Source organism: Desulforamulus ruminis DSM 2154, from assembly GCF_000215085.1.
GTDB lineage: Bacteria > Bacillota > Desulfotomaculia > Desulfotomaculales > Desulfotomaculaceae > Desulfotomaculum > Desulfotomaculum ruminis.
Genome location: NC_015589.1, coordinates 3213353 through 3230761 on the forward strand (window position 1 = coordinate 3213353; position 17409 = coordinate 3230761).

Below are 17409 nucleotides of genomic sequence, written 5' to 3' on the forward strand. Positions count from 1 at the left end.
TTTATAAACTTTATTCGTTCTGGTAAGGAATGGAATCTACCATTTTAATCAATTGCTCATTGTCAATTCCTGCTTTTGAGGCCATAAACATGTACATAACGCCGTCAATTTCCACATGGATGTTGCCTTTGCCAATAACACCTTTTTTACCGTTAATTTCAATTTGTTCAACATCACCAATGTCTGCTTCATAGGCAGTTCTTTCATTCATCTGCCTAAGCTGTAAATAGATATCCTTGGTGCGGTCGCCGTTGCTAAAAAAAACAATAGCATATTCGCCATCTTTATAAGGTTTTCCATTTTCATCATTATACAGTTGAACTCTGTCAAATGCATAGCCTTTCGGCATATAGCGAGGCAATGAAAAATTAAATGAAAGGTAAGGCTTTGCTTCTTCCAGGTTCGTCATGGTGGTCATTTTACTTCTTTGCCGCTCATCATATTCTTTTTGCGTTAGAGCTTCATATTTTGATATCGTATTTCCGTCCCCATCTTGGGACTCTACATACGAGAGAATCAGTTGCTCACCGTTAGCGTTGTAAACTGTCCCATTCTTTGGATATTGTTTAAGAACATTCCCTTTTTTATCATATAATTTTCCTTTAAGTTCATCGGGAATTGTTCTGTTTGGTTCACTGGTTTGTTCTGTCACTACATATCTGGCATGGTCTCCAACAAAAACTTCTTTAATTTTTTTATAGAAGTCATTACCATAGGAAGTCATTGAAAAGCTCATAACGAACACAGCTAACGCTGCAGCTATAAAAATCGGTTTTTTGAAAAAACTTATCATAGCAAAATTCTCCTTTTTTCCATTCATACACTCTTGATTATTAATTTCATAGAGCAATTGATTCAGTATTTTTTCTTTAGAACGGCTTTGAATACTAAAATCCGTCTTTAATAATTCTTCTATCTGTCTATCATCCTTTATTTTGCCCATTGCTTACCTCGCCTCCTTTTCTAATTCTTTACGCAGCTTCTTTAAGCTCCTGGAAAGAATTACGCCCACATTAGAATTTGATATACCCATAACTGCCGCAATATCTGTATTTCTCAATTCAGCAGCGAACTTCAGCGCCACAATGTTTCTCTCCTTGTCGCTTAGTTTGGCCAAGGCTTTTACCAGGCTTACATTGTTTTCATCGATAACAATTACCTCTTCCGGCTGACTGTTTCCTGAAATTAGATGAATTACATTATCCAGAGAAATATTAAAATTCCTTTTTTGTTTACGGAAATAATCCGTTACGGTGTTGCGAGCGATTCCAAGAAGCCAAGCATCAAACACCGAACGCTTGGGATCGTAGGTATACATACTTTGTATAATCCGCTCAAAAACCTGGCTAACAAGATCCTCTGTATCGTTATGGTTGTTAATTCTATAACTGATGTAGTTATACACACGCTTATAATACGTTTCATATATTTCTTTAAATATGCCCACATCAATATTCATATTGTTTTTTTGTTCTTTATCTGTAGGCTCTGCAACCAACATGGTCGTCTCCATGACTCCCCCCCTGCATACAATTAATTTAACATTGCGCAATGTTTTCTAACATGTAATACGAAGAAAAGTGGATTTCATTACAAATTTTTTTAACTTTTACTTCTCTCCTGCTTTTTTATTTTCTTTTTAAAGTCCTTCTACAACAGCAAAAAGCCTCCCAGGATTGGCCTATCCTTAGAGGCTCCACAAGGCTAAAACTTATCTTTCTTCCGCTTCTTCCATCTCCCCGTTTACCGGCGAATCGTCCGCCGGCAGCTCCGGGTTAGACAATATATCCCCCGGCGGGGCCATCCCCTGGGAAATAATCTGGTTTCTGGCCTTATAAACACTGGTGGGCAGTTTCTCCACTTTTACCACCTGGCCCTTTTCCATAACCACCCTCTCCGCCGACACCCGGTATCCCTGAGCCCCCTTTTGTTTGATCAGCCGGTCCCCCATGCGGATACTATAGTCGTTTTCCACCAGGGTATCCGGGTTATAGGTTTCCTCAATCCAACTGCGGATGACCACGTCTTTCTTAAATTGCTCATTGCCAAATATTTTAATGACTAGGGTACCTCCCTTTACATGGGATTGGATATAAAGCCAATAATCGGTATTGTTTCTGAATTTAAAATCAATGGCATCAAAAACCACCGTGGCATCGCGGCCAATGGGCACATAGGTGATGGGCATGGAATGGTTGGTCCGTTCCACCACCTCCAGATTAGCCAGGAGCACCGCATTATACAAGGTTGTGGAAACCTGACAGACGCCTCCTCCCAACCCGTCCACCAGTTCATTATTTACGATAATGGGAGCGGTCTTGTACCCCGCTTCGGTACTGCGGGGCCCTACCACCTCATTAAAAGACATGACCTCCCGGGGGGCGACGGTTAAGCCGTCTAAAGCCGCTGCAGCCACACTGACATTATAAGCCCGGTTCACTTTATTGGGATCAAACTGGGTGGAGTACATGGCCAGCAGCCGGTTGATCCCCATGGCACTAACCTCTTCGGTGGAACGGACCGGGGGAGCCACCACCAGTTTTAAAGGAATGGGTGAACGGCTGTCCGTTAGGAGAGATTTAATTAGTTCCTGCTGCAAATGATTTATGTCAACCAATCGGCCTTCACGGCCGGGAGAGATTTCCACCGTATCATTATCATTAATAATCAGTCCTGCATCCCTGGGCGGCAAAATAATCGTTTCTGCAGCCGCTGTCACAGTTTTTTCTAAAAGGTTGGCATCCAAATGGATTTCGGGTTTTAAATGAACGCTCCGGTGAGCTTCCCTTCTCTCCAGGAACTGCTGCCAGAGGGAACCGGTCCGGCCAAAAGACATGGCCCGCTCCACTTCCTCCTCATAATTTAACCGCAATCCCACCTGGTCCATGGGAAGGCTCCAGGATAATTCCCTGTATTGAATGGTACGGGCCTGTTTAAAACTTGCCTCCATTTTTTTCATGGCTTGTATGGCCTGGTCCCGGTCCATACGAGACAGTTTTACATTAAGCACATAAATTCCCGGTAAAATTTTATCCCGGGGCCCGAAACTCATTTGAGAACTCAAGTAGGCCATCACGCCGAATAATACAAAGCAAATCACCGCAACGATGCGAAATTTCCCTTTAAACAATCGCAGGCCCCCTCCCACAAATGATTCTAATCTAGGTATATCATACTAGGGACGGGCCTCTCCTATTCCACTGCAAGCGATAAATAAATAGAAAAAGGCTCCTGCTCCGGTTTTCGCCCAAGCAGAAGCCTTTGTATTTTTTGAAATATTAAATTTGTATCATCCGTTAAATCCGCGTTCTATTCTTCTTAATTACATGTATTTACAGGCAGTAAAAAACCGGGCGGCAACCCGTCCGGTTTAGCGGTGTTAAGCGTCTTCGCCTTCCTCGTTCATAACCATTTCTTCCCAGGCATCGGCAACCTTTTCCCATTCCTCATCGCTTTCGATGTCTACAAGAATTTCGTTGCCATCGTCATCTTTAGCAAACTTAAGAATCACCGCTTCGTCGGACTCTTCTTCCACCGGTAATAATATGGCGTACTCAGAACTTTCTACTTCAATAACATCTATCACGTTAAAGTCGTGTTCCGTCCCATCCTCATCAATTAAAGTGATGACTTCATCTTGTTCTGTCACAATTTGCACCTCTTTTCCAAAGATTGACTGTATTGTATCTTAAAAAAAACGGCCTGTCAAGAAAAGGTAAGATCCCGGATCAGGCCTTTTATACTCCGGATTATTTGGCCCCGGAGTCCAGGTATCCTTGAAGGATGACGGCTGCCGCCATCTTATCAATCACCTTTTTGCGCTTGCTCCGGCTCACGTCCGCCTGGAGCAGCACCTTCTCCGCCGCCACCGTACTCAAACGCTCATCCCAGGTTTTTACCGGCAGGTTGATTTCCTTTTTTAACTGTTCTACAAAGGCCTGCACCTTTTCCCCCTGAGGTCCAATGGTACCGTTCATATTTTTAGGAAGGCCCACCAGGATGGATTCTACCCCGTATTCCCGGATAATTTCAAGCAGACGCTGAAAGTCCTCCTGAATATCGTTCTTCCGGCGAATAACTTCTAACCCCTGCGCCGTCCATCCCATGGGGTCGCTCAGGGCTACCCCAATGGTTTTATCCCCCACATCCAGACCCATTATTCTCATTTTCTCTTCTCCCATTCCTCAAATACCCTTTGCCGGAGCTTCATTACGCTCTCCCGGAGTGGGTCTTGCTGATGTCAGCACTGCAAAACACAAATGGACACATTTATGCCTGTGTCCCCGGCAACTTCCGTAACCCTTCTTATAAAAAAACAAATCCCCATGCGGGGTTACTTTTGCTCCAGATAATTCTTAACCAGCTCTTCCAGCAGTTCATCCCGCTCAAGCCTGCGAATCAAACTGCGGGCATTGCCGTGACTGGTGATGTAAGCCGGGTCTCCGGACAAAAGGTAACCTACCAATTGATTTATGGGATTGTAGCCCTTCTCTTTAAGGGCAGCATACACTGCCAGCAGTATTTCACGGGCTTGGTTAACTTCTTCAGCCTGGACCTTGAACATTACGGTCTCTTGAGATATATCAGCCATGGCAAAGACCTCCCAGTCCTAATATTACCTGTAATATTAATATTAATTCAACGAATCTTTCTGCTTTCCTCTATTTGTCAAAAAAAAGGATTTTAAAATTGGGAATACTGATTTAGAGAAGCAGGTCAGGAGGGTCTAAATGGAAACATTTGTGATTATCGTCCGGGCTTTTATCGGGTTTTTTACTTTATTGATCTACGCACGGATTCTAGGGAAGAAACAAATAAGTCAATTAAGCGTTTTTGATTATATTACGGGCATCACCATCGGTTCACTGACCTCCAATATGATTGTAAACCTGGATTCCCGGGCCTGGAATCACTGGCTGGGACTTTCCGTGGTGATCATTCTTACCCTCATGATGCAGTACATCACCATCAAGTTTCAGTTTCTTAATAAAGTCATTGTGGGAGAGCCCACACTGGTAATCCATAAGGGACAGATTTTAGAAAAAAATATGCGTCAAATGAGATTTACCCTTTCCGATTTAACAGAACGGCTGCGTCAGAAAAATATTTTTAACCTGGCGGATGTTGAATTCGCTATTTTGGAAACCGGAGGCACCCTTTCGGTACAAAAAAAATCACAGCACCGGCCTCTAACGCCCCTGGATTTGGGGCTCCGCACAGAACACCAGGGCATGCCCACCGCCGTGATTCAGGAGGGGGCCATGATTGAGCATAATATGCAACGGCTTAACCTGGATGCCAACTGGCTCCTAAAAGAATTAAAAGACCAATACGGTGTGGAACACATCAAAGAAGTCTTTTACGCCGAAGTGAATCCTGCGGGTAAGCTTTACGCGGATACCTATAAAGATAAATTTAAACAGTTCTTAGACCCCAGCGATTTCAAGGGACCCTTTTAAAAGATAGCAAAGGATTTCTACAAACAGGAGGTATTATGATCAAACGCCTATTGCTATGGGGCGTTGTGGCCCTGGCTTTAATCAGTTTTGTCTTAATTTTAAACTCCGGATCTTACCTGAAAAAACCCCTGCATCCCCAGGAAGATATTATGAATTACCTTTCTCTGGTCACCGACAATATCCAGAGAGAAAACTGGACGCTGGCCCAGGAAAATTATGACCGTCTGCTTGAAGTTTGGCCTGTGATTAAGAAAAGGATTTCCTTCAGCACCGAACACGATCAAGTGGAGAGGTTTGAAGAAACTCTGGAGCAGTTGGGTGCCAGCATCCAGGTCCGGGAACCGGTCACTGCGCTGCGGGACTTAGCCGTTTTAAGAAAAACCTATGATAATTTCAAATAGCGTCAGCAAACCTGCCTTGGCTGATCTTAAAATTTCACGCCGTTGTCGGGAGAAACAGGCACCGTGTCCCCGACGGTGCCTGTTTTCTATCGATTCATAGACATCAATCGAAACAGTTGCTGAAAAAGCATCAGGGGATCCAGCGGGGGATAACCGGCCCTCCGGCTTTCCTGCACCGGCTCCTGAAAACTGTTCATTTCCATTATCTTGGTTTGAACCTTCTGGAATTCCTTATGCATATTTTCCATTTGGACTGTAAGAGCATCCGCAGCCTCCTGAGCCTGCTGCAGAAAACCCGTGAATTCTTGCATCATTCCTTTTAATCCAGGACTTTGGCTTAAACCAAGCATGGCTAATGTTCCCAATAACTGCATGTGATCCACATCCAGCCTGAGTTGTATTCCCGGTAAACCCGATACGATAGGAACCCCCTGGGATTTTTCCTTAACAGTTTTCGGGGCCCTTCTGGGTGGAAAAAACATTCGTTAACCTCCCCTCCGGTGATCAAAAATCCTCTTGTCTATCTATCATATGGTCTTTTCTCCCGGGGGGTTACAGATAAAAAAACGAAAAGACTGGCTGTAAGCCAGTCCCTCCGCTTTATTTCATTTGTTTTTCCACCACAGCATAGACCCGATCAATAGCCTCTTGCAGTTTAGCCGGCTCTTTGCCGCCGGCCTGAGCCATATCCGGTCTTCCACCGCCGCCGCCGCCAACCATCTTAGCAATCTCTTTAATCAGATTCCCGGCATGAAGCCCCCGCCCCAGCAGGTCTTTGGTTACAGCCGCCACCAGATTCACCTTTTCACCGGCGGTACTGCCCAATAAGATGACACCGCTGCCCATTTTATCCCGGATCATATCCACCATGCCCCGCAGATTGTCCATATCCGGGGCGGCAACTACCGAGGTCAGTACCGGCACGCCTTTGATCTCTTTGGCTTGTCCCAGAATATCCTGTACCTCGGATCGGGCCAGTTTGCCTCTTAATTCCTCAATCTCACGCTCCAGAACTTTGTTTTGCTGGACCATGGCTTCCACCCGGCGCACCAGTTCAGGAACCGGGGCTTTTATGACCCCGGCAATTTCCTCCAACTGGGCTTCTTTCAAGGTCAGATATCTTAACACACCCAAACCGGTTACAGCCTCTATCCGCCGCAGACCGGCTCCCACGCTGGTTTCATTGATAATTTTAAACAATCCTACTTCGGCGGTGGAGGTCAAATGGGTGCCTCCGCAGAGTTCCAGACTAAAATCGCCCATTTTAACCACCCGGACCTCTTTCCCGTACTTTTCCCCAAAGAGAGCCGCAGCCCCCATGGCCTTAGCCTTGGGAAGAGTGGTCTCAAAAACTTCTACAGGTAAATTGGCCAGAACCGCATTGTTGACAATTTCCTCAATGCGGCCAAGTTCTTCAGGGGTTACCGCCGCATAATGGGTAAAGTCAAAGCGCAGGCGCTCGGGATCCACCAGAGAACCGGCCTGATTCACATGATCCCCTAGAACCTTTTTCAAGGCTTTATGCAGCAGGTGGGTCGCCGAATGGTTTCGGGCGGTTTCTCCCCGGCGGTCGGGCTCCACCTGAACCTTAACGGAATCATGCCGTTTAAGGGTTCCGGAAAGCACTTTCCCCCGGTGCACAATTAATCCTTCCACCGGCTTGCTGACCGCATCAATGGCCACTTCCAGTCCGTCTCCCCTGAGTATGGCGTGATCGGTCACCTGACCGCCGGACTCGGCATAACAGGGAGTCACATCCAGGACGATCTCCACTTCCTCCCCGGCCCCTGCGGAAATCTCCTGCAGTCCGTCCTTCAACAGAGCCAGCACATTGGCCTCGGATTCCAGCGTGCCGTAACCCACAAAATGAGTTTCTCCCAGTTCCTCCCGCAGGGCTTTGTACAATACTCCCCGCTCGGACAGGTATTCCGTTTCCTGCCTGGCGCTGCGGGCGCGCTTCCGCTGTTCCTCCATGGCCGCGGCAAATCCCTTTTCATCCACCGTTAGACCCTGTTCTTCGGCAATTTCCCGGGTTAATTCCAGGGGGAAACCAAAGGTATCATAAAGCCGAAAGGCATCCGGCCCGGATATTTCTCCTTTTCCGGTGTTTTTGGCCTCGTTGATTAAGACCGAAAGAATATCGCTCCCCGCCGCCAGAGTTTCCATAAATCGCTCTTCTTCGGTATGAATCACCCGGAGAATATGCTCTTTTCTTTGCTTTAAATCCGGATAAGCGTCTTCCATTTGTTGAATAACGGCGCCGGAAACCTTGTACAAAAAGGGCTCCCGCACTCCCAGCACCCGTCCGAAACGTACCGCCCGGCGCAGCAGACGCCGAATTACATAGCCCCGACCTTCATTGCCGGGCAATGCTCCGTCACTGACCGCAAAGGTGACGGCCCGGCAATGGTCGGCAATTACCTTTAGGGCCAGATCCACCGAACCGCTTTGGCCATATTTTTGTCCGGCCAGATCCGCCGTAAAATCCATAATTTCCCGGAACAGGTCGGTATCAAAGTTGGAAGCAACTCCCTGCAGCACCGAAGCCACCCGTTCCAGACCCATGCCGGTGTCAATTCCCTTGTTCTCCAGAGGAGAATAATTGCCCTCTTCGTCCCGGAAAAATTGAATAAATACCAAATTCCAGATTTCCAGGAAGCGGTCGCAGTCACAGCCCACCTGGCAATCCGGGGAACCACATCCCCGGTCCTCACCCAGGTCCACATAAATTTCCGAGCAGGGGCCGCAGGGGCCCACACCGATCTCCCAGAAATTTGTTTCTTTGCCTAGTCGGACAATTCGTTCAGCGGGTATGCCCACCACCTTGTTCCAGATTTCAAAGGCTTCATCGTCATCCAGATAAATGGTGATCCAGAGGCTTTCCTTCGGGAGTTTTAACTCTTCGGTAACAAACTCCCAGGCCCAGGGAATGGCCTTTTCCTTAAAGTAGTCACCAAAGGAAAAGTTGCCCAGCATTTCAAAGAAAGTATGGTGGCGGGCCGTCCGGCCAACGGATTCAATATCCGGGGTGCGGATGCATTTTTGGCAGGTGGTTACCCGCTTTACTTCAGGAACGGCCTGTCCGGTAAAAAAAGGCTTAAAAGGCACCATTCCCGCAGCCGTCCATAAAATGCTGGGGTCGTTATGAGGTATAAGAGAAGCACTGGGCAGAATTTGATGTCCCCGTTTTTCAAAAAATTTTAGATACTTCTCCCGTAATTCTTTTCCGGTCATCAATGCATATTCCCTCCTGCTTTTCGAATCACGCAAAACGGCAAAATCCACAATTATCTTCCAAATATTAATATTATAGTAAAAATTGAGAGGGGTCAATGGTGCTGAAAAGCATTCCTTTAGGGTCTGGCTGTTAGACTTATTCTGTATTTCCCGGGGTCCTGTTGTTAGCCTTATCCTTTATTTCCTTGGGTCTCGTTGTTCGTATCTATGCATTCCTCTCCAGGGTTTGTTATTCAACCGTAAGAAAAACATCATACCAACAACAGGACCCAAAAGGAAAATCCTTAAGGCCAACAACGGGACCCCGATGGAATCCCCCTTAATCTAATTAAGCTTTTCCCATACAAAACCAATGCCAATTCTGGCCACCGCCACCAGGGGCACCGCCAGCAGCATACCGGCAATTCCGAACAGGTGACCCCCGGCCAGAAGGGCCACAATAATGGTTAGTGGATGTAATCCCATACTGTTGCCCAGAATTCTGGGCGAAATAATACTGCCCTCCAACTGTTGAATAATAAAAACCGCCACAATCACTTTAAGGGCCAGCCATTTGGATTCCAGGAGGGCCAGAGCCACCGCGGGAACAGCGCCAATTAAAGGCCCGAAATAAGGGATTAATTCAGCCAAGCCGGCAATGACCCCCAGCATGGCGGCGAATTCCAGACCCACCAGGGCAAAGGCCGCCCCGCTCAAAATACCGACAATCACCACCACCGTCAGATGCCCCCGGACAAAACAGGCAATCACATGGTCAATTTCCTTGGCCAACCGGCAGACATCGTTATAGCATCTTGGGGGAACCAAGGAAGCGCCCCGTTTTTTGATGGGTTGTAAATCCTTCATGATGTAAAAAGCCAGGACCGGAGCCAGGGCAAAGTTAATCAGGTTGCCCACCAGAGCCAGCAGCAAATCCGCCGCCTTCCTGGCAATCTCCATTAGCTTTGCCTCTCCCCAGCGAATTCGCTCGTTCAAAATCTGCTGCAGACCTGGCGGCAGAGCACTGTCGGCAAACCGCTGTTGAATGGACTGAACCATCCCTTCCACTTGATCCGTATAGGCAGGGATGGCCTGGCCTAAACTTTCTAATTGGTTAATCATTCTGGGGATCCCATACATTAAAACGCTGGTCACAATAATAACGACCCCCAGATAAAGGATGAGAATGGCAGCCACCCGGGAAGTCCCCCGGCGCTCCATCCGGTCGACAATAGGATTTAATAAATATACCAGGACAATGGCTAAAATAAAGGGCAAAAATAAGCCCCGGATTAAATAAAGAAAATACGCGGCCAGACCCAGCAAAAAGGTTATGAATAAGATACGATAGGTTTGTTTCTCGTTCCACCAGGGCATAACAGGTCCCCCGTGCATGTTATAAGTATCCTTAGCATCCTAAAGGGATGGTACGAAAAAGTGAGGACGTAGTCCTCACTTTAGGTTACTAATTTACCTGATCATATCACTGACTCGGCTGCTCATGCCTTTCATCATCTTTTGAGCCCGATTCCGGGCTTTCCGAGTGGTTCCCAGCAGCATTTTTTCCGGTTTTCTCTGGGGTTTAAAAGCCATTCCCATGGCTGCTCCGAGTAAACTACCGGCAATTACACCACGCCAAAATCCCATCGCGCCTTCACCCCCTACAGACTAATATAGTTGATTATTGTGCGGATCAAAGGAAACCAGACTGCCGTCTTCGGCAACCTCAAAAACATCTACTCCCTCTTTGTTCATACGGTATTCCACGCAACAATCCCAGCAATAATACTGGTCTATACCCACTTTGCCGGTGGCTTTACCACCGCAAACCGGACAGGTCAATGGAAAGGCCCCCTTACGTAAAATTCTAACTGTTCGTTATTATTACCAACATCAACGGGAAAAATGCAATGGGCTAAAATGATTACGGTTTCATTTCAATCTGAAAATATTGGCTTAGTTTAAAAAGTTTTAATTTAACTTTAATATCTACCTTAGAAAGACATTTTATAATAAAGAAAACCAGTGTTATGGGGTGTAAAATGTTAAGCATAACTATGATGTTCAGTTGGTCCCTCGCCACCGCCGGCAAATACATTGCTTCTATGCCTATTCCCATTGAATGGGTACGGGGTGACAGCGCAACACACAGTTTTATTAACGAACAGGGCAGAAAAATTTTATTTAACGATGGTCACAAGAAAGCCTTTCAGTTTTTCCAAATTTTTGCGGAGCCCTTGGACAGCGGGGTCCTCTGGGTGGACACCGGCCTTAAGAGCACCTGTCACCTGTATGATCCCGATACCCAAAGCGGCATGTGGTTCTGGCCCAGTGCCGCAGAAAAATGCACCGAGTTTTATAACAAAGCCCGCAAATTATGGCAGCAAAAGAAACATGACAAGGCTATTTTTTACCTGGGGGCCGCCATTCATCTGGTTCAGGACATGTGCGTTCCACACCACGCAGCCTGCAAAATATTTGGCAGTCATATGGATTTTGAAGATTGGGCCGAGTCCCACAAAGATCACTATAAAGTTACCCGAGGCGGTATTTATGATCTCGCCCTTAAACCGGAAGAATGGATTGCTGAAAACGCCAGGTTGGCCAAAGCATTCTACCCACTGGTAGAGGACGGTGCCCGCACAGGCTACCACCAGGCCGCGGAAATCTTGCTCCCCCAGGCCCAGCGAACCACAGCCGGTTTTTTATTGCAATTTTATAATCAACTGTAAGGATGGAAAGGAGATACCGATTTTGAAGGTAGCCATTTTTACAGATACTTTTGTTCCTCAGGTGAACGGAGTAGCCCGGACCATTGGCAGGCTGGCCGATCACCTGGCAGCCCGGGGCATCCCCTGCCTGGTGCTTTCGCCGGATGTCAATCTGTCGGTTCCTAACGGATATCAGATCTATCCTTCACCCGGCTTTGAAGTCCCCTTCTACCAAGAATGTAAGGTGGCTCTCCCCAACTTCTCGGAAATATCCAGCCAACTGGATTTTTTTCAACCGACCATTATTCACCTGGTCACCGAAATCTCCATGGGCCTATGCGGTCTAAAATATGCCGCCGCCAGACAAATTCCTGCGGTCGGTTCCTATCACACGAATTTTCCTCAGTATCTTTCCTATTACAAACTGGGCCTCTTCACCAACTGGGTTTGGAAATACTTGAAATGGTTTCATAACCAGTGCCTGGTCAATTATTGCCCTTCCCGGTCCACCCTGCAATTGCTGGAGAAAAAGGGGATACGGAACCTGCAACTCTGGGGCCGGGGCATTGACGCTTCTCTTTACCAGCCTGGAAAAGCCGATCCTTCTTTTAAAGCCAGGATCGGGGCCCAAAATAAGACTCTTTTACTGTACGTGGGGCGACTGGCACCGGAAAAAGATCTGGATATTTTAATGGAAACCATGAAAGTAATTCATCCCATCCACCCGGATATTCATCTGGTTATTACCGGAGACGGTCCGCTGGCCGCGAAATTAAAAGAGGAGGCAACTCCCAACATTACCTTTACCGGTTACTTACATGGAGAAGAGTTGGCAACCGTTTACGCTTCTTGTGATATTTTTGTTTTTCCCTCCACCACTGAAACCTACGGCAATGTTATCCTGGAGGCCATGGCCTCCGGCCTGCCGGTGGTGGCACCTTACTGCGGAGGAATTAAGGATAACTTGTTGGACCGTCATAACGGGCTGGTCTGCCGCCCCCGCAGTGTTCGCGATATGATGAAGATCCTGGTTGCTTTAAAAGAAAATCCTGCCCTTAGAAAAACCCTGGCCTGCCAGGCCCGGGCTTACTCCCTGAGCAAATCCTGGGATCAGGAATTGAATAACCTTCTGGATAGCTACGATAACGTAGTTCACCGGCGTCAAGGGGTAGCCCTTTAATCTTCTTGTTATAAAACAAGAGTTTCTCCCCCTCATGACCTGTCGTGGGATAGAATTCGGTTTTCCACCAATTCTATCTTCTTTTTTGTCACATAGAAAATATAAATCTTCCCAGGTGCATAGATATAATCAGGGGCTGCTGCAACTTGAGATATTAAAAAAATTTTTAAAAAGAATATTAGGTATTGATTTTAATACTGAGCTTCTTTATATTGACAGTAGCACCATTCATTAGGATGTTAGACACCAAAAATACCCCATATAAAAGGGGGCGTTTCTATGGAGAAAACCCTAACGAAAAATGGTATAACCAAAAAGGCCAGTCAATTTTTCTTTTATTTTATTCTTGCCTTTGCAGGTATCCTGTTCCTTTTGGTGGCAGAATTTGTTACTGAATTGTTTTTCTATACCGTCCTAAATGGAAAGACAGAGAGACTTTTTTTCCATCTTTTCTGGAATGGGTTTATTGGACTTTTTGTTGCCTATTGTCTGCTGTTTGTTATCTCTAGAGTCATCCCCAATGTTACAATCACCAAAAGAAAAGTTGTGTTTGGAGCCATCGCCTACACCACCGTCGATATGCTTAAATTCACTGATATCCTGCCCTTTTAGGTCTTCACTATAACTGGCCTTTAATGGGTTTTGTAAGTGTAAAATAAAATCCACTGCCGGTGGATTTTTTTGTCTTAGGATATTCTTTTCAGCCGCTGCCTGTGGGACTGGAGATAGTCCCTTACGGAACGGACGGAAGTATTTAAAACCTGGGCCGGTTTAACGCCGGACTGGAGGGCTACCTCTACCGCTTGTTCAACCTTGCCCACAGCATAGCAACTGTGCGCATCGCTGTTAATGGTAAGCAAGGTGCCGGTTTTGGCGGCCAGCCGGGCCATTTGGCTGCAGCGGGGGCCACTGCCCGGGCGGCTAAAAAACAGGGAACTGTTGTTTAATTCCAAAGCCTTGCCAGCACTGCGGGCGGCCTGGACCACCCGTTCGATGTCTATGGGATATTCAGGATTGCAGGGATGGGCAATCAAATGAACATAAGGATTCTGGATAGCGCCAAGGATTGCTCTGGTATTTTGTTCCACCGAACCAATCGCATACCCTGTTTCAGCATGAAACCCGGCAATGACAAAATCCAGGGTTTTTAATAATCTTTCAGGCATGTCAAGGCTGCCGTTTACGTCTATAATATTGGCCTCAACACCCCTTAAAATCTGAATTCCGTTTATTTCCTGGGGCAACCCCAGAATCTGGCTGAAATAATAGGCATGAGGCCCTCCGGGCATATTGATGCCGTGATCCGTTATGGCCAACATTTTTAAGCCAACAAGGGCCGCCTGATCCACCATTTCCTTAAAGGTACTGAAGGCGTGGCCGCTGGCCAGTGTATGGGTGTGTAGATCGGCCTCCAACAACATTCCCTCTCCCCCTTTCACCTGTTGTCTTTACTATACCGCCCTTCTGTTAAATTCCTGTTTAATATAGGTTATTTTTTACCGATACCCTTATATTGAAAGCCCATTTCCTTTAGCGCTGCCGGGTCCAGGCAGTTTCTTCCGTCTAAATCATAAAAAGTAGAACCTCCGGCCCTACTTTGAAAGTAGGACAAGAGGTTCTTCCCGTATCATTCATATCATTTATTTTCAGGACTCTAATTTTTCATCTCCCAGGGTCTTTTCAATGGTTCCACCGCCCACCAGATAATCTCCCTGGTAGTAAACTACCGCCTGGCCCGGGGTAATGGAACGCTGGGGAACCTGGAAGGTTACGGTTACCAAACCGTCTTCCCGGGGGGCAATAACCGCCGGGTAGGGTCTACTATTGTAGCGGACCTGAGCTTGAACCTCCATGGGCTCTTTTAGACTTTCAATGGCGATAAAATTATTATCGGAAGCAAGCAGCCTGGTACCCCAGATAGCCTCCTCCGGTCCCACGGTAACGGTGTTGCGGACCGGGTCGATGTCCACCACATAAACCCTTTCCCCGGTAGCCAGCCCCAGACCCCGGCGCTGTCCTACGGTATAGAAAGGAATACCCCGGTGCTCACCGATGATGTTGCCCGCCAGGTCCAGGAAAGGTCCCGGTTTTACAGCCCCGGGAGAACGCTGGTCCAGGAAATTGCGGTAATTGTCGTCATGGACAAAGCAGATTTCCTGGCTTTCCGGCTTCGATGCCGTGGGCAGTCCCCACTGCCGGGCCATGTCCCGCACCTGTTCCTTGGTATATTCGGCTAGAGGCATTAGGGTATGGGCGATCTGATCCTGGGTAAAGCCGTAAAGGACATAGGTTTGGTCCTTTTTCTCATCCCGCGCCCGGCGAACGGTATAGCGGCCGAAGGCTTCACTGTAGCCCAACCGGGCGTAATGACCGGTGGCAATATAGTCAAAACCCATCTGACGGGCCTTTTGCAGTAAAGCTTCAAATTTAATAAATCGGTTGCAGGCAATACAGGGGTTTGGCGTCCTCCCCTGAAAATATTCATCCACAAAGTATTGAATGACTTTCTCCGTAAACAGGTCCCGAAAATTGAAAACATAATAAGGGAACCCCAGAACATCGGCCACCCGTCGGGCGTCATCCACCGCCGACAGGGAACAGCAGCCCACATAGTCGCCGTCCAGCACCGTCTGTTCCGGGTCCCAAATTTGCATGGTCACGCCAACCACTTTATAACCCTGCTGTTGTAAAAAGGCGGCGGTGACAGAACTGTCCACCCCGCCGCTCATGGCTACAAGCACTCTCTTTTTAGCTGTCAAAAGGTTTCTCACCTATCCGTTTGTTTTTTCATATAATCCTCAATGGCTGCTTTCAGAGCATCCGCCGCCAAATTTGAGCAGTGCATTTTGGCCGGGGGAAGTCCCTCCAGGGCTTCGGCCACACTTTTATTGGTAATTTGCAGCGCCTCTTCCAGGGTTTTGCCCTTGGCCATTTCCGTCACCATACTGCTGGTGGCTACCGCCGCACCACAGCCAAAGGTCTTAAATTTAATATCTTTAATAATATTATCTTCTATTTTCAAAGAAATTTTCATGATATCGCCGCAACTGGGGTTCCCAACCTGACCGACCCCGTCTGCATTCTCGATTTCACCTACATTCCGGGGGCTGGTAAAATGATCCATCACTTTTTCACTGTACATCCCTAGGCCTCCTCATTTCCCTCAATCATTTTTGTATTAAATTTCATCTTCCTCAAATTCGCCGTGACCGTGATCATGCTCTTCATCATGAATGGTGCAGGTACTGCAGGCACATGGATTGCAGCCCTCGCCCAGGGGAGACATTTCCCTCAGTCTGGCAATGATCGGCGGTAGAGCTTCCAGGAAGTACTCCACATCTTCCTGGGTATTGTCTTTACCCATGGTCAGGCGTAAAGAGCCGTGGGCCACTTCCTTGGTCAACCCAATGGCGGTAAGCACATGGGACGGTTCCAGAGAACCGGAGGTGCAGGCGGAACCGCTGGAGATGGCAATGCCTTTCATATCCAGCATGAGAAGCATGGATTCTCCTTCTATAAAGCGGAAGCAAAAACTTACATGGCCAGGCAGGCGGTTGACCGGATGGCCGGTCAAAATGGTATTGGGGATGTTGTCCAGCACCTCTGAAATAATGCGGTCCCGGTATCCGGACAGCCGTTCGGCTTCGCTCTTCATGTTCTCGCAGGCAAGCTCAACCGCCTTGCCCAGACCGACAATTCCCGGTACATTTTCGGTTCCCGGGCGGCGGCGGCGCTCCTGTCCACCCCCATAGGTAATGGGCTGCCAGAAGGTTCCTTTGCGAATGTACATGGCCCCGGCACCCTTGGGACCGTAAATTTTATGGGCTGAAAAGGTAAGCAGGTTGACTCCCAGTTCGTCAACATTGACCGGAATATGGCCCACGGTCTGCGTTGCGTCGGTATGGAAAATGATTTTTCTTTCCTTGGCGATTTCGCTAATTTCCCGAATAGGATAAATGGTGCCAATCTCATTATTGGCATGCATAACGGAAATTAAAATGGTTTTATCGGTAATGGCTTCCGCCACCTGCTGAGGAGTGATCAGTCCGTACTGATCCAAAGGCAGAACGGTTACGGCAAACCCTTCCTTTTCCAACTGCTTGCAGGGTCCCAAAACCGCATTGTGCTCTCCGGCTGTGGTGATAATATGATTGCCCTTGTGACGGTTGGCGTAGGCAACACCGCGGATGGCCATATTGGCTGCCTCGGTACCGCCGCTGGTAAAAGCGATTTCTCCCACACTGGAGGCCCCAATGGCAGCGACCACTTGTTGTCTGGCATGTTCCACACCCTTGCGGACAACTCGTCCAAAAGCATGAATGCTGGAAGGATTGCCAAAGTCTTCGGTCAGATATTTCATCATTTCTTCCGCAACAGCAGGGTGCACTGGAGTGGTTGCAGCGTGGTCAAAATATACTTTTCTCATGGGTTGATCCTCCTTA

21 protein-coding genes are annotated in these 17409 nt (G+C 47.5%); 5 read left to right on the forward strand and 16 right to left on the reverse strand.

All coding sequences use genetic code 11. The annotated features are described in order from the left end of the window. Positions 1-10 precede the first annotated feature (10 nt). The 6 genes from DESRU_RS15925 to DESRU_RS15950 all read right to left on the reverse strand — a co-directional run bounded on the left by DESRU_RS15925 (position 11) and on the right by DESRU_RS15950 (position 4591). Positions 11-943 (reverse strand): DUF4367 domain-containing protein, encoded by a 933-nt coding sequence (locus tag DESRU_RS15925; RefSeq protein WP_013843112.1) that lies wholly within the window; start codon positions 941-943, stop codon positions 11-13. 3 nt (positions 944-946) lie between these two features. After that, positions 947-1513, reverse strand: coding sequence for a sigma-70 family RNA polymerase sigma factor (locus tag DESRU_RS15930; RefSeq protein ID WP_013843113.1), 567 nt, complete (start codon positions 1511-1513; stop codon positions 947-949). Between the two features lie 198 nt (positions 1514-1711). After that, on the reverse strand, positions 1712-3130 hold the full coding sequence (locus tag DESRU_RS15935) for a VanW family protein (protein ID WP_013843114.1): 1419 nt from the start codon (positions 3128-3130) through the stop codon (positions 1712-1714). Between the two features lie 249 nt (positions 3131-3379). After that, the gene (locus tag DESRU_RS15940) at positions 3380-3649 is read right to left on the reverse strand and encodes a DUF1292 domain-containing protein (RefSeq protein ID WP_013843115.1); all 270 of its coding nucleotides are present in this window, start codon (positions 3647-3649) and stop codon (positions 3380-3382) included. Positions 3650-3749: 100 nt separating this feature from the next. Next, complete coding sequence (gene ruvX, locus DESRU_RS15945) at positions 3750-4166, reverse strand: Holliday junction resolvase RuvX (protein ID WP_013843116.1); 417 nt, start codon at positions 4164-4166, stop codon at positions 3750-3752. A gap of 167 nt (positions 4167-4333) precedes the next feature. After that, complete coding sequence (locus tag DESRU_RS15950; protein ID WP_013843117.1) at positions 4334-4591, reverse strand: IreB family regulatory phosphoprotein; 258 nt, start codon at positions 4589-4591, stop codon at positions 4334-4336. A 139-nt stretch (positions 4592-4730) separates the two neighbouring features. On the opposite strand from DESRU_RS15950, the gene DESRU_RS15955 reads away from it, so the two are divergent. Continuing rightward, positions 4731-5459 carry a DUF421 domain-containing protein gene (locus DESRU_RS15955; RefSeq protein WP_013843118.1) on the forward strand — a complete coding sequence of 243 codons (729 nt, stop codon included), beginning with the start codon at positions 4731-4733 and terminating at the stop codon, positions 5457-5459. Between the two features lie 35 nt (positions 5460-5494). Beyond that, complete coding sequence (locus DESRU_RS15960; protein ID WP_013843119.1) at positions 5495-5860, forward strand: DUF4363 family protein; 366 nt, start codon at positions 5495-5497, stop codon at positions 5858-5860. 86 nt (positions 5861-5946) lie between these two features. Here DESRU_RS15960 and DESRU_RS15965 read toward each other — a convergent pair whose 3' ends face one another. From DESRU_RS15965 to DESRU_RS20980, 5 genes are all read right to left on the reverse strand, one after another. Continuing rightward, positions 5947-6342, reverse strand: coding sequence for a hypothetical protein (locus tag DESRU_RS15965; protein ID WP_013843120.1), 396 nt, complete (start codon positions 6340-6342; stop codon positions 5947-5949). A 118-nt stretch (positions 6343-6460) separates the two neighbouring features. Beyond that, positions 6461-9094, reverse strand: a complete 2634-nt coding sequence (gene alaS / locus DESRU_RS15970; protein WP_013843121.1) for an alanine--tRNA ligase — start codon at positions 9092-9094, stop codon at positions 6461-6463. A 327-nt stretch (positions 9095-9421) separates the two neighbouring features. Next, positions 9422-10453 carry an AI-2E family transporter gene (locus DESRU_RS15975; protein WP_013843122.1) on the reverse strand — a complete coding sequence of 344 codons (1032 nt, stop codon included), beginning with the start codon at positions 10451-10453 and terminating at the stop codon, positions 9422-9424. A 93-nt stretch (positions 10454-10546) separates the two neighbouring features. Further along, positions 10547-10723 (reverse strand): hypothetical protein, encoded by a 177-nt coding sequence (locus DESRU_RS20615; protein ID WP_013843123.1) that lies wholly within the window; start codon positions 10721-10723, stop codon positions 10547-10549. Positions 10724-10744: 21 nt separating this feature from the next. Next, positions 10745-10918: a hypothetical protein gene (locus DESRU_RS20980; RefSeq protein WP_013843124.1), complete on the reverse strand. Its 174-nt coding sequence runs from the start codon at positions 10916-10918 to the stop codon at positions 10745-10747. Positions 10919-11118: 200 nt separating this feature from the next. Here DESRU_RS20980 and DESRU_RS15980 point away from each other — a divergent pair, with 200 nt between their 5' ends. The 3 genes from DESRU_RS15980 to DESRU_RS15990 all read left to right on the forward strand — a co-directional run bounded on the left by DESRU_RS15980 (position 11119) and on the right by DESRU_RS15990 (position 13579). After that, on the forward strand, positions 11119-11808 hold the full coding sequence (locus DESRU_RS15980; RefSeq protein WP_013843125.1) for a zinc dependent phospholipase C family protein: 690 nt from the start codon (positions 11119-11121) through the stop codon (positions 11806-11808). 22 nt (positions 11809-11830) lie between these two features. Next, positions 11831-12967, forward strand: coding sequence for a glycosyltransferase family 4 protein (locus DESRU_RS15985; RefSeq protein ID WP_013843126.1), 1137 nt, complete (start codon positions 11831-11833; stop codon positions 12965-12967). Between the two features lie 279 nt (positions 12968-13246). Next, positions 13247-13579: a hypothetical protein gene (locus DESRU_RS15990; protein WP_013843127.1), complete on the forward strand. Its 333-nt coding sequence runs from the start codon at positions 13247-13249 to the stop codon at positions 13577-13579. Positions 13580-13653: 74 nt separating this feature from the next. On the opposite strand, the gene DESRU_RS15995 is transcribed toward DESRU_RS15990, so the two are convergent. From DESRU_RS15995 to nifS, 5 genes are all read right to left on the reverse strand, one after another. Beyond that, positions 13654-14388 carry a phosphatase gene (locus DESRU_RS15995; RefSeq protein WP_013843128.1) on the reverse strand — a complete coding sequence of 245 codons (735 nt, stop codon included), beginning with the start codon at positions 14386-14388 and terminating at the stop codon, positions 13654-13656. A 68-nt stretch (positions 14389-14456) separates the two neighbouring features. After that, positions 14457-14579 carry a hypothetical protein gene (locus DESRU_RS21545; RefSeq protein ID WP_273484686.1) on the reverse strand — a complete coding sequence of 41 codons (123 nt, stop codon included), beginning with the start codon at positions 14577-14579 and terminating at the stop codon, positions 14457-14459. Between the two features lie 34 nt (positions 14580-14613). Continuing rightward, positions 14614-15726: a tRNA 2-thiouridine(34) synthase MnmA gene (mnmA, locus tag DESRU_RS16000; protein WP_013843129.1), complete on the reverse strand. Its 1113-nt coding sequence runs from the start codon at positions 15724-15726 to the stop codon at positions 14614-14616. Positions 15727-15734: 8 nt separating this feature from the next. After that, complete coding sequence (nifU, locus tag DESRU_RS16005; RefSeq protein WP_013843130.1) at positions 15735-16109, reverse strand: Fe-S cluster assembly scaffold protein NifU; 375 nt, start codon at positions 16107-16109, stop codon at positions 15735-15737. A 36-nt stretch (positions 16110-16145) separates the two neighbouring features. Next, the gene (gene nifS, locus DESRU_RS16010; protein WP_013843131.1) at positions 16146-17393 is read right to left on the reverse strand and encodes a cysteine desulfurase NifS; all 1248 of its coding nucleotides are present in this window, start codon (positions 17391-17393) and stop codon (positions 16146-16148) included. Positions 17394-17409: the final 16 nt, after the last annotated feature.

Excerpts from the sequence above, each read along its gene's own strand:
- DESRU_RS15925 (WP_013843112.1), bottom strand. The coding sequence starts at position 943 with ATGGGCAAAATAAAGGATGATAGACAGATAGAAGAATTATTAAAGACG.
- DESRU_RS15930 (WP_013843113.1), bottom strand. The coding sequence starts at position 1,513 with ATGGAGACGACCATGTTGGTTGCAGAGCCTACAGATAAAGAACAAAAA.
- ruvX (WP_013843116.1), bottom strand. The coding sequence starts at position 4,166 with ATGAGAATAATGGGTCTGGATGTGGGGGATAAAACCATTGGGGTAGCC.
- DESRU_RS15950 (WP_013843117.1), bottom strand. The coding sequence starts at position 4,591 with ATGGCTGATATATCTCAAGAGACCGTAATGTTCAAGGTCCAGGCTGAA.
- DESRU_RS15955 (WP_013843118.1), top strand. The coding sequence starts at position 4,731 with ATGGAAACATTTGTGATTATCGTCCGGGCTTTTATCGGGTTTTTTACT.
- DESRU_RS15960 (WP_013843119.1), top strand. The coding sequence starts at position 5,495 with ATGATCAAACGCCTATTGCTATGGGGCGTTGTGGCCCTGGCTTTAATC.
- DESRU_RS15965 (WP_013843120.1), bottom strand. The coding sequence starts at position 6,342 with ATGTTTTTTCCACCCAGAAGGGCCCCGAAAACTGTTAAGGAAAAATCC.
- alaS (WP_013843121.1), bottom strand. The coding sequence starts at position 9,094 with ATGACCGGAAAAGAATTACGGGAGAAGTATCTAAAATTTTTTGAAAAA.
- DESRU_RS15975 (WP_013843122.1), bottom strand. The coding sequence starts at position 10,453 with ATGCCCTGGTGGAACGAGAAACAAACCTATCGTATCTTATTCATAACC.
- DESRU_RS20615 (WP_013843123.1), bottom strand. The coding sequence starts at position 10,723 with ATGGGATTTTGGCGTGGTGTAATTGCCGGTAGTTTACTCGGAGCAGCC.
- DESRU_RS15980 (WP_013843125.1), top strand. The coding sequence starts at position 11,119 with ATGTTAAGCATAACTATGATGTTCAGTTGGTCCCTCGCCACCGCCGGC.
- DESRU_RS15990 (WP_013843127.1), top strand. The coding sequence starts at position 13,247 with ATGGAGAAAACCCTAACGAAAAATGGTATAACCAAAAAGGCCAGTCAA.
- DESRU_RS15995 (WP_013843128.1), bottom strand. The coding sequence starts at position 14,388 with ATGTTGTTGGAGGCCGATCTACACACCCATACACTGGCCAGCGGCCAC.
- nifU (WP_013843130.1), bottom strand. The coding sequence starts at position 16,109 with ATGTACAGTGAAAAAGTGATGGATCATTTTACCAGCCCCCGGAATGTA.
- nifS (WP_013843131.1), bottom strand. The coding sequence starts at position 17,393 with ATGAGAAAAGTATATTTTGACCACGCTGCAACCACTCCAGTGCACCCT.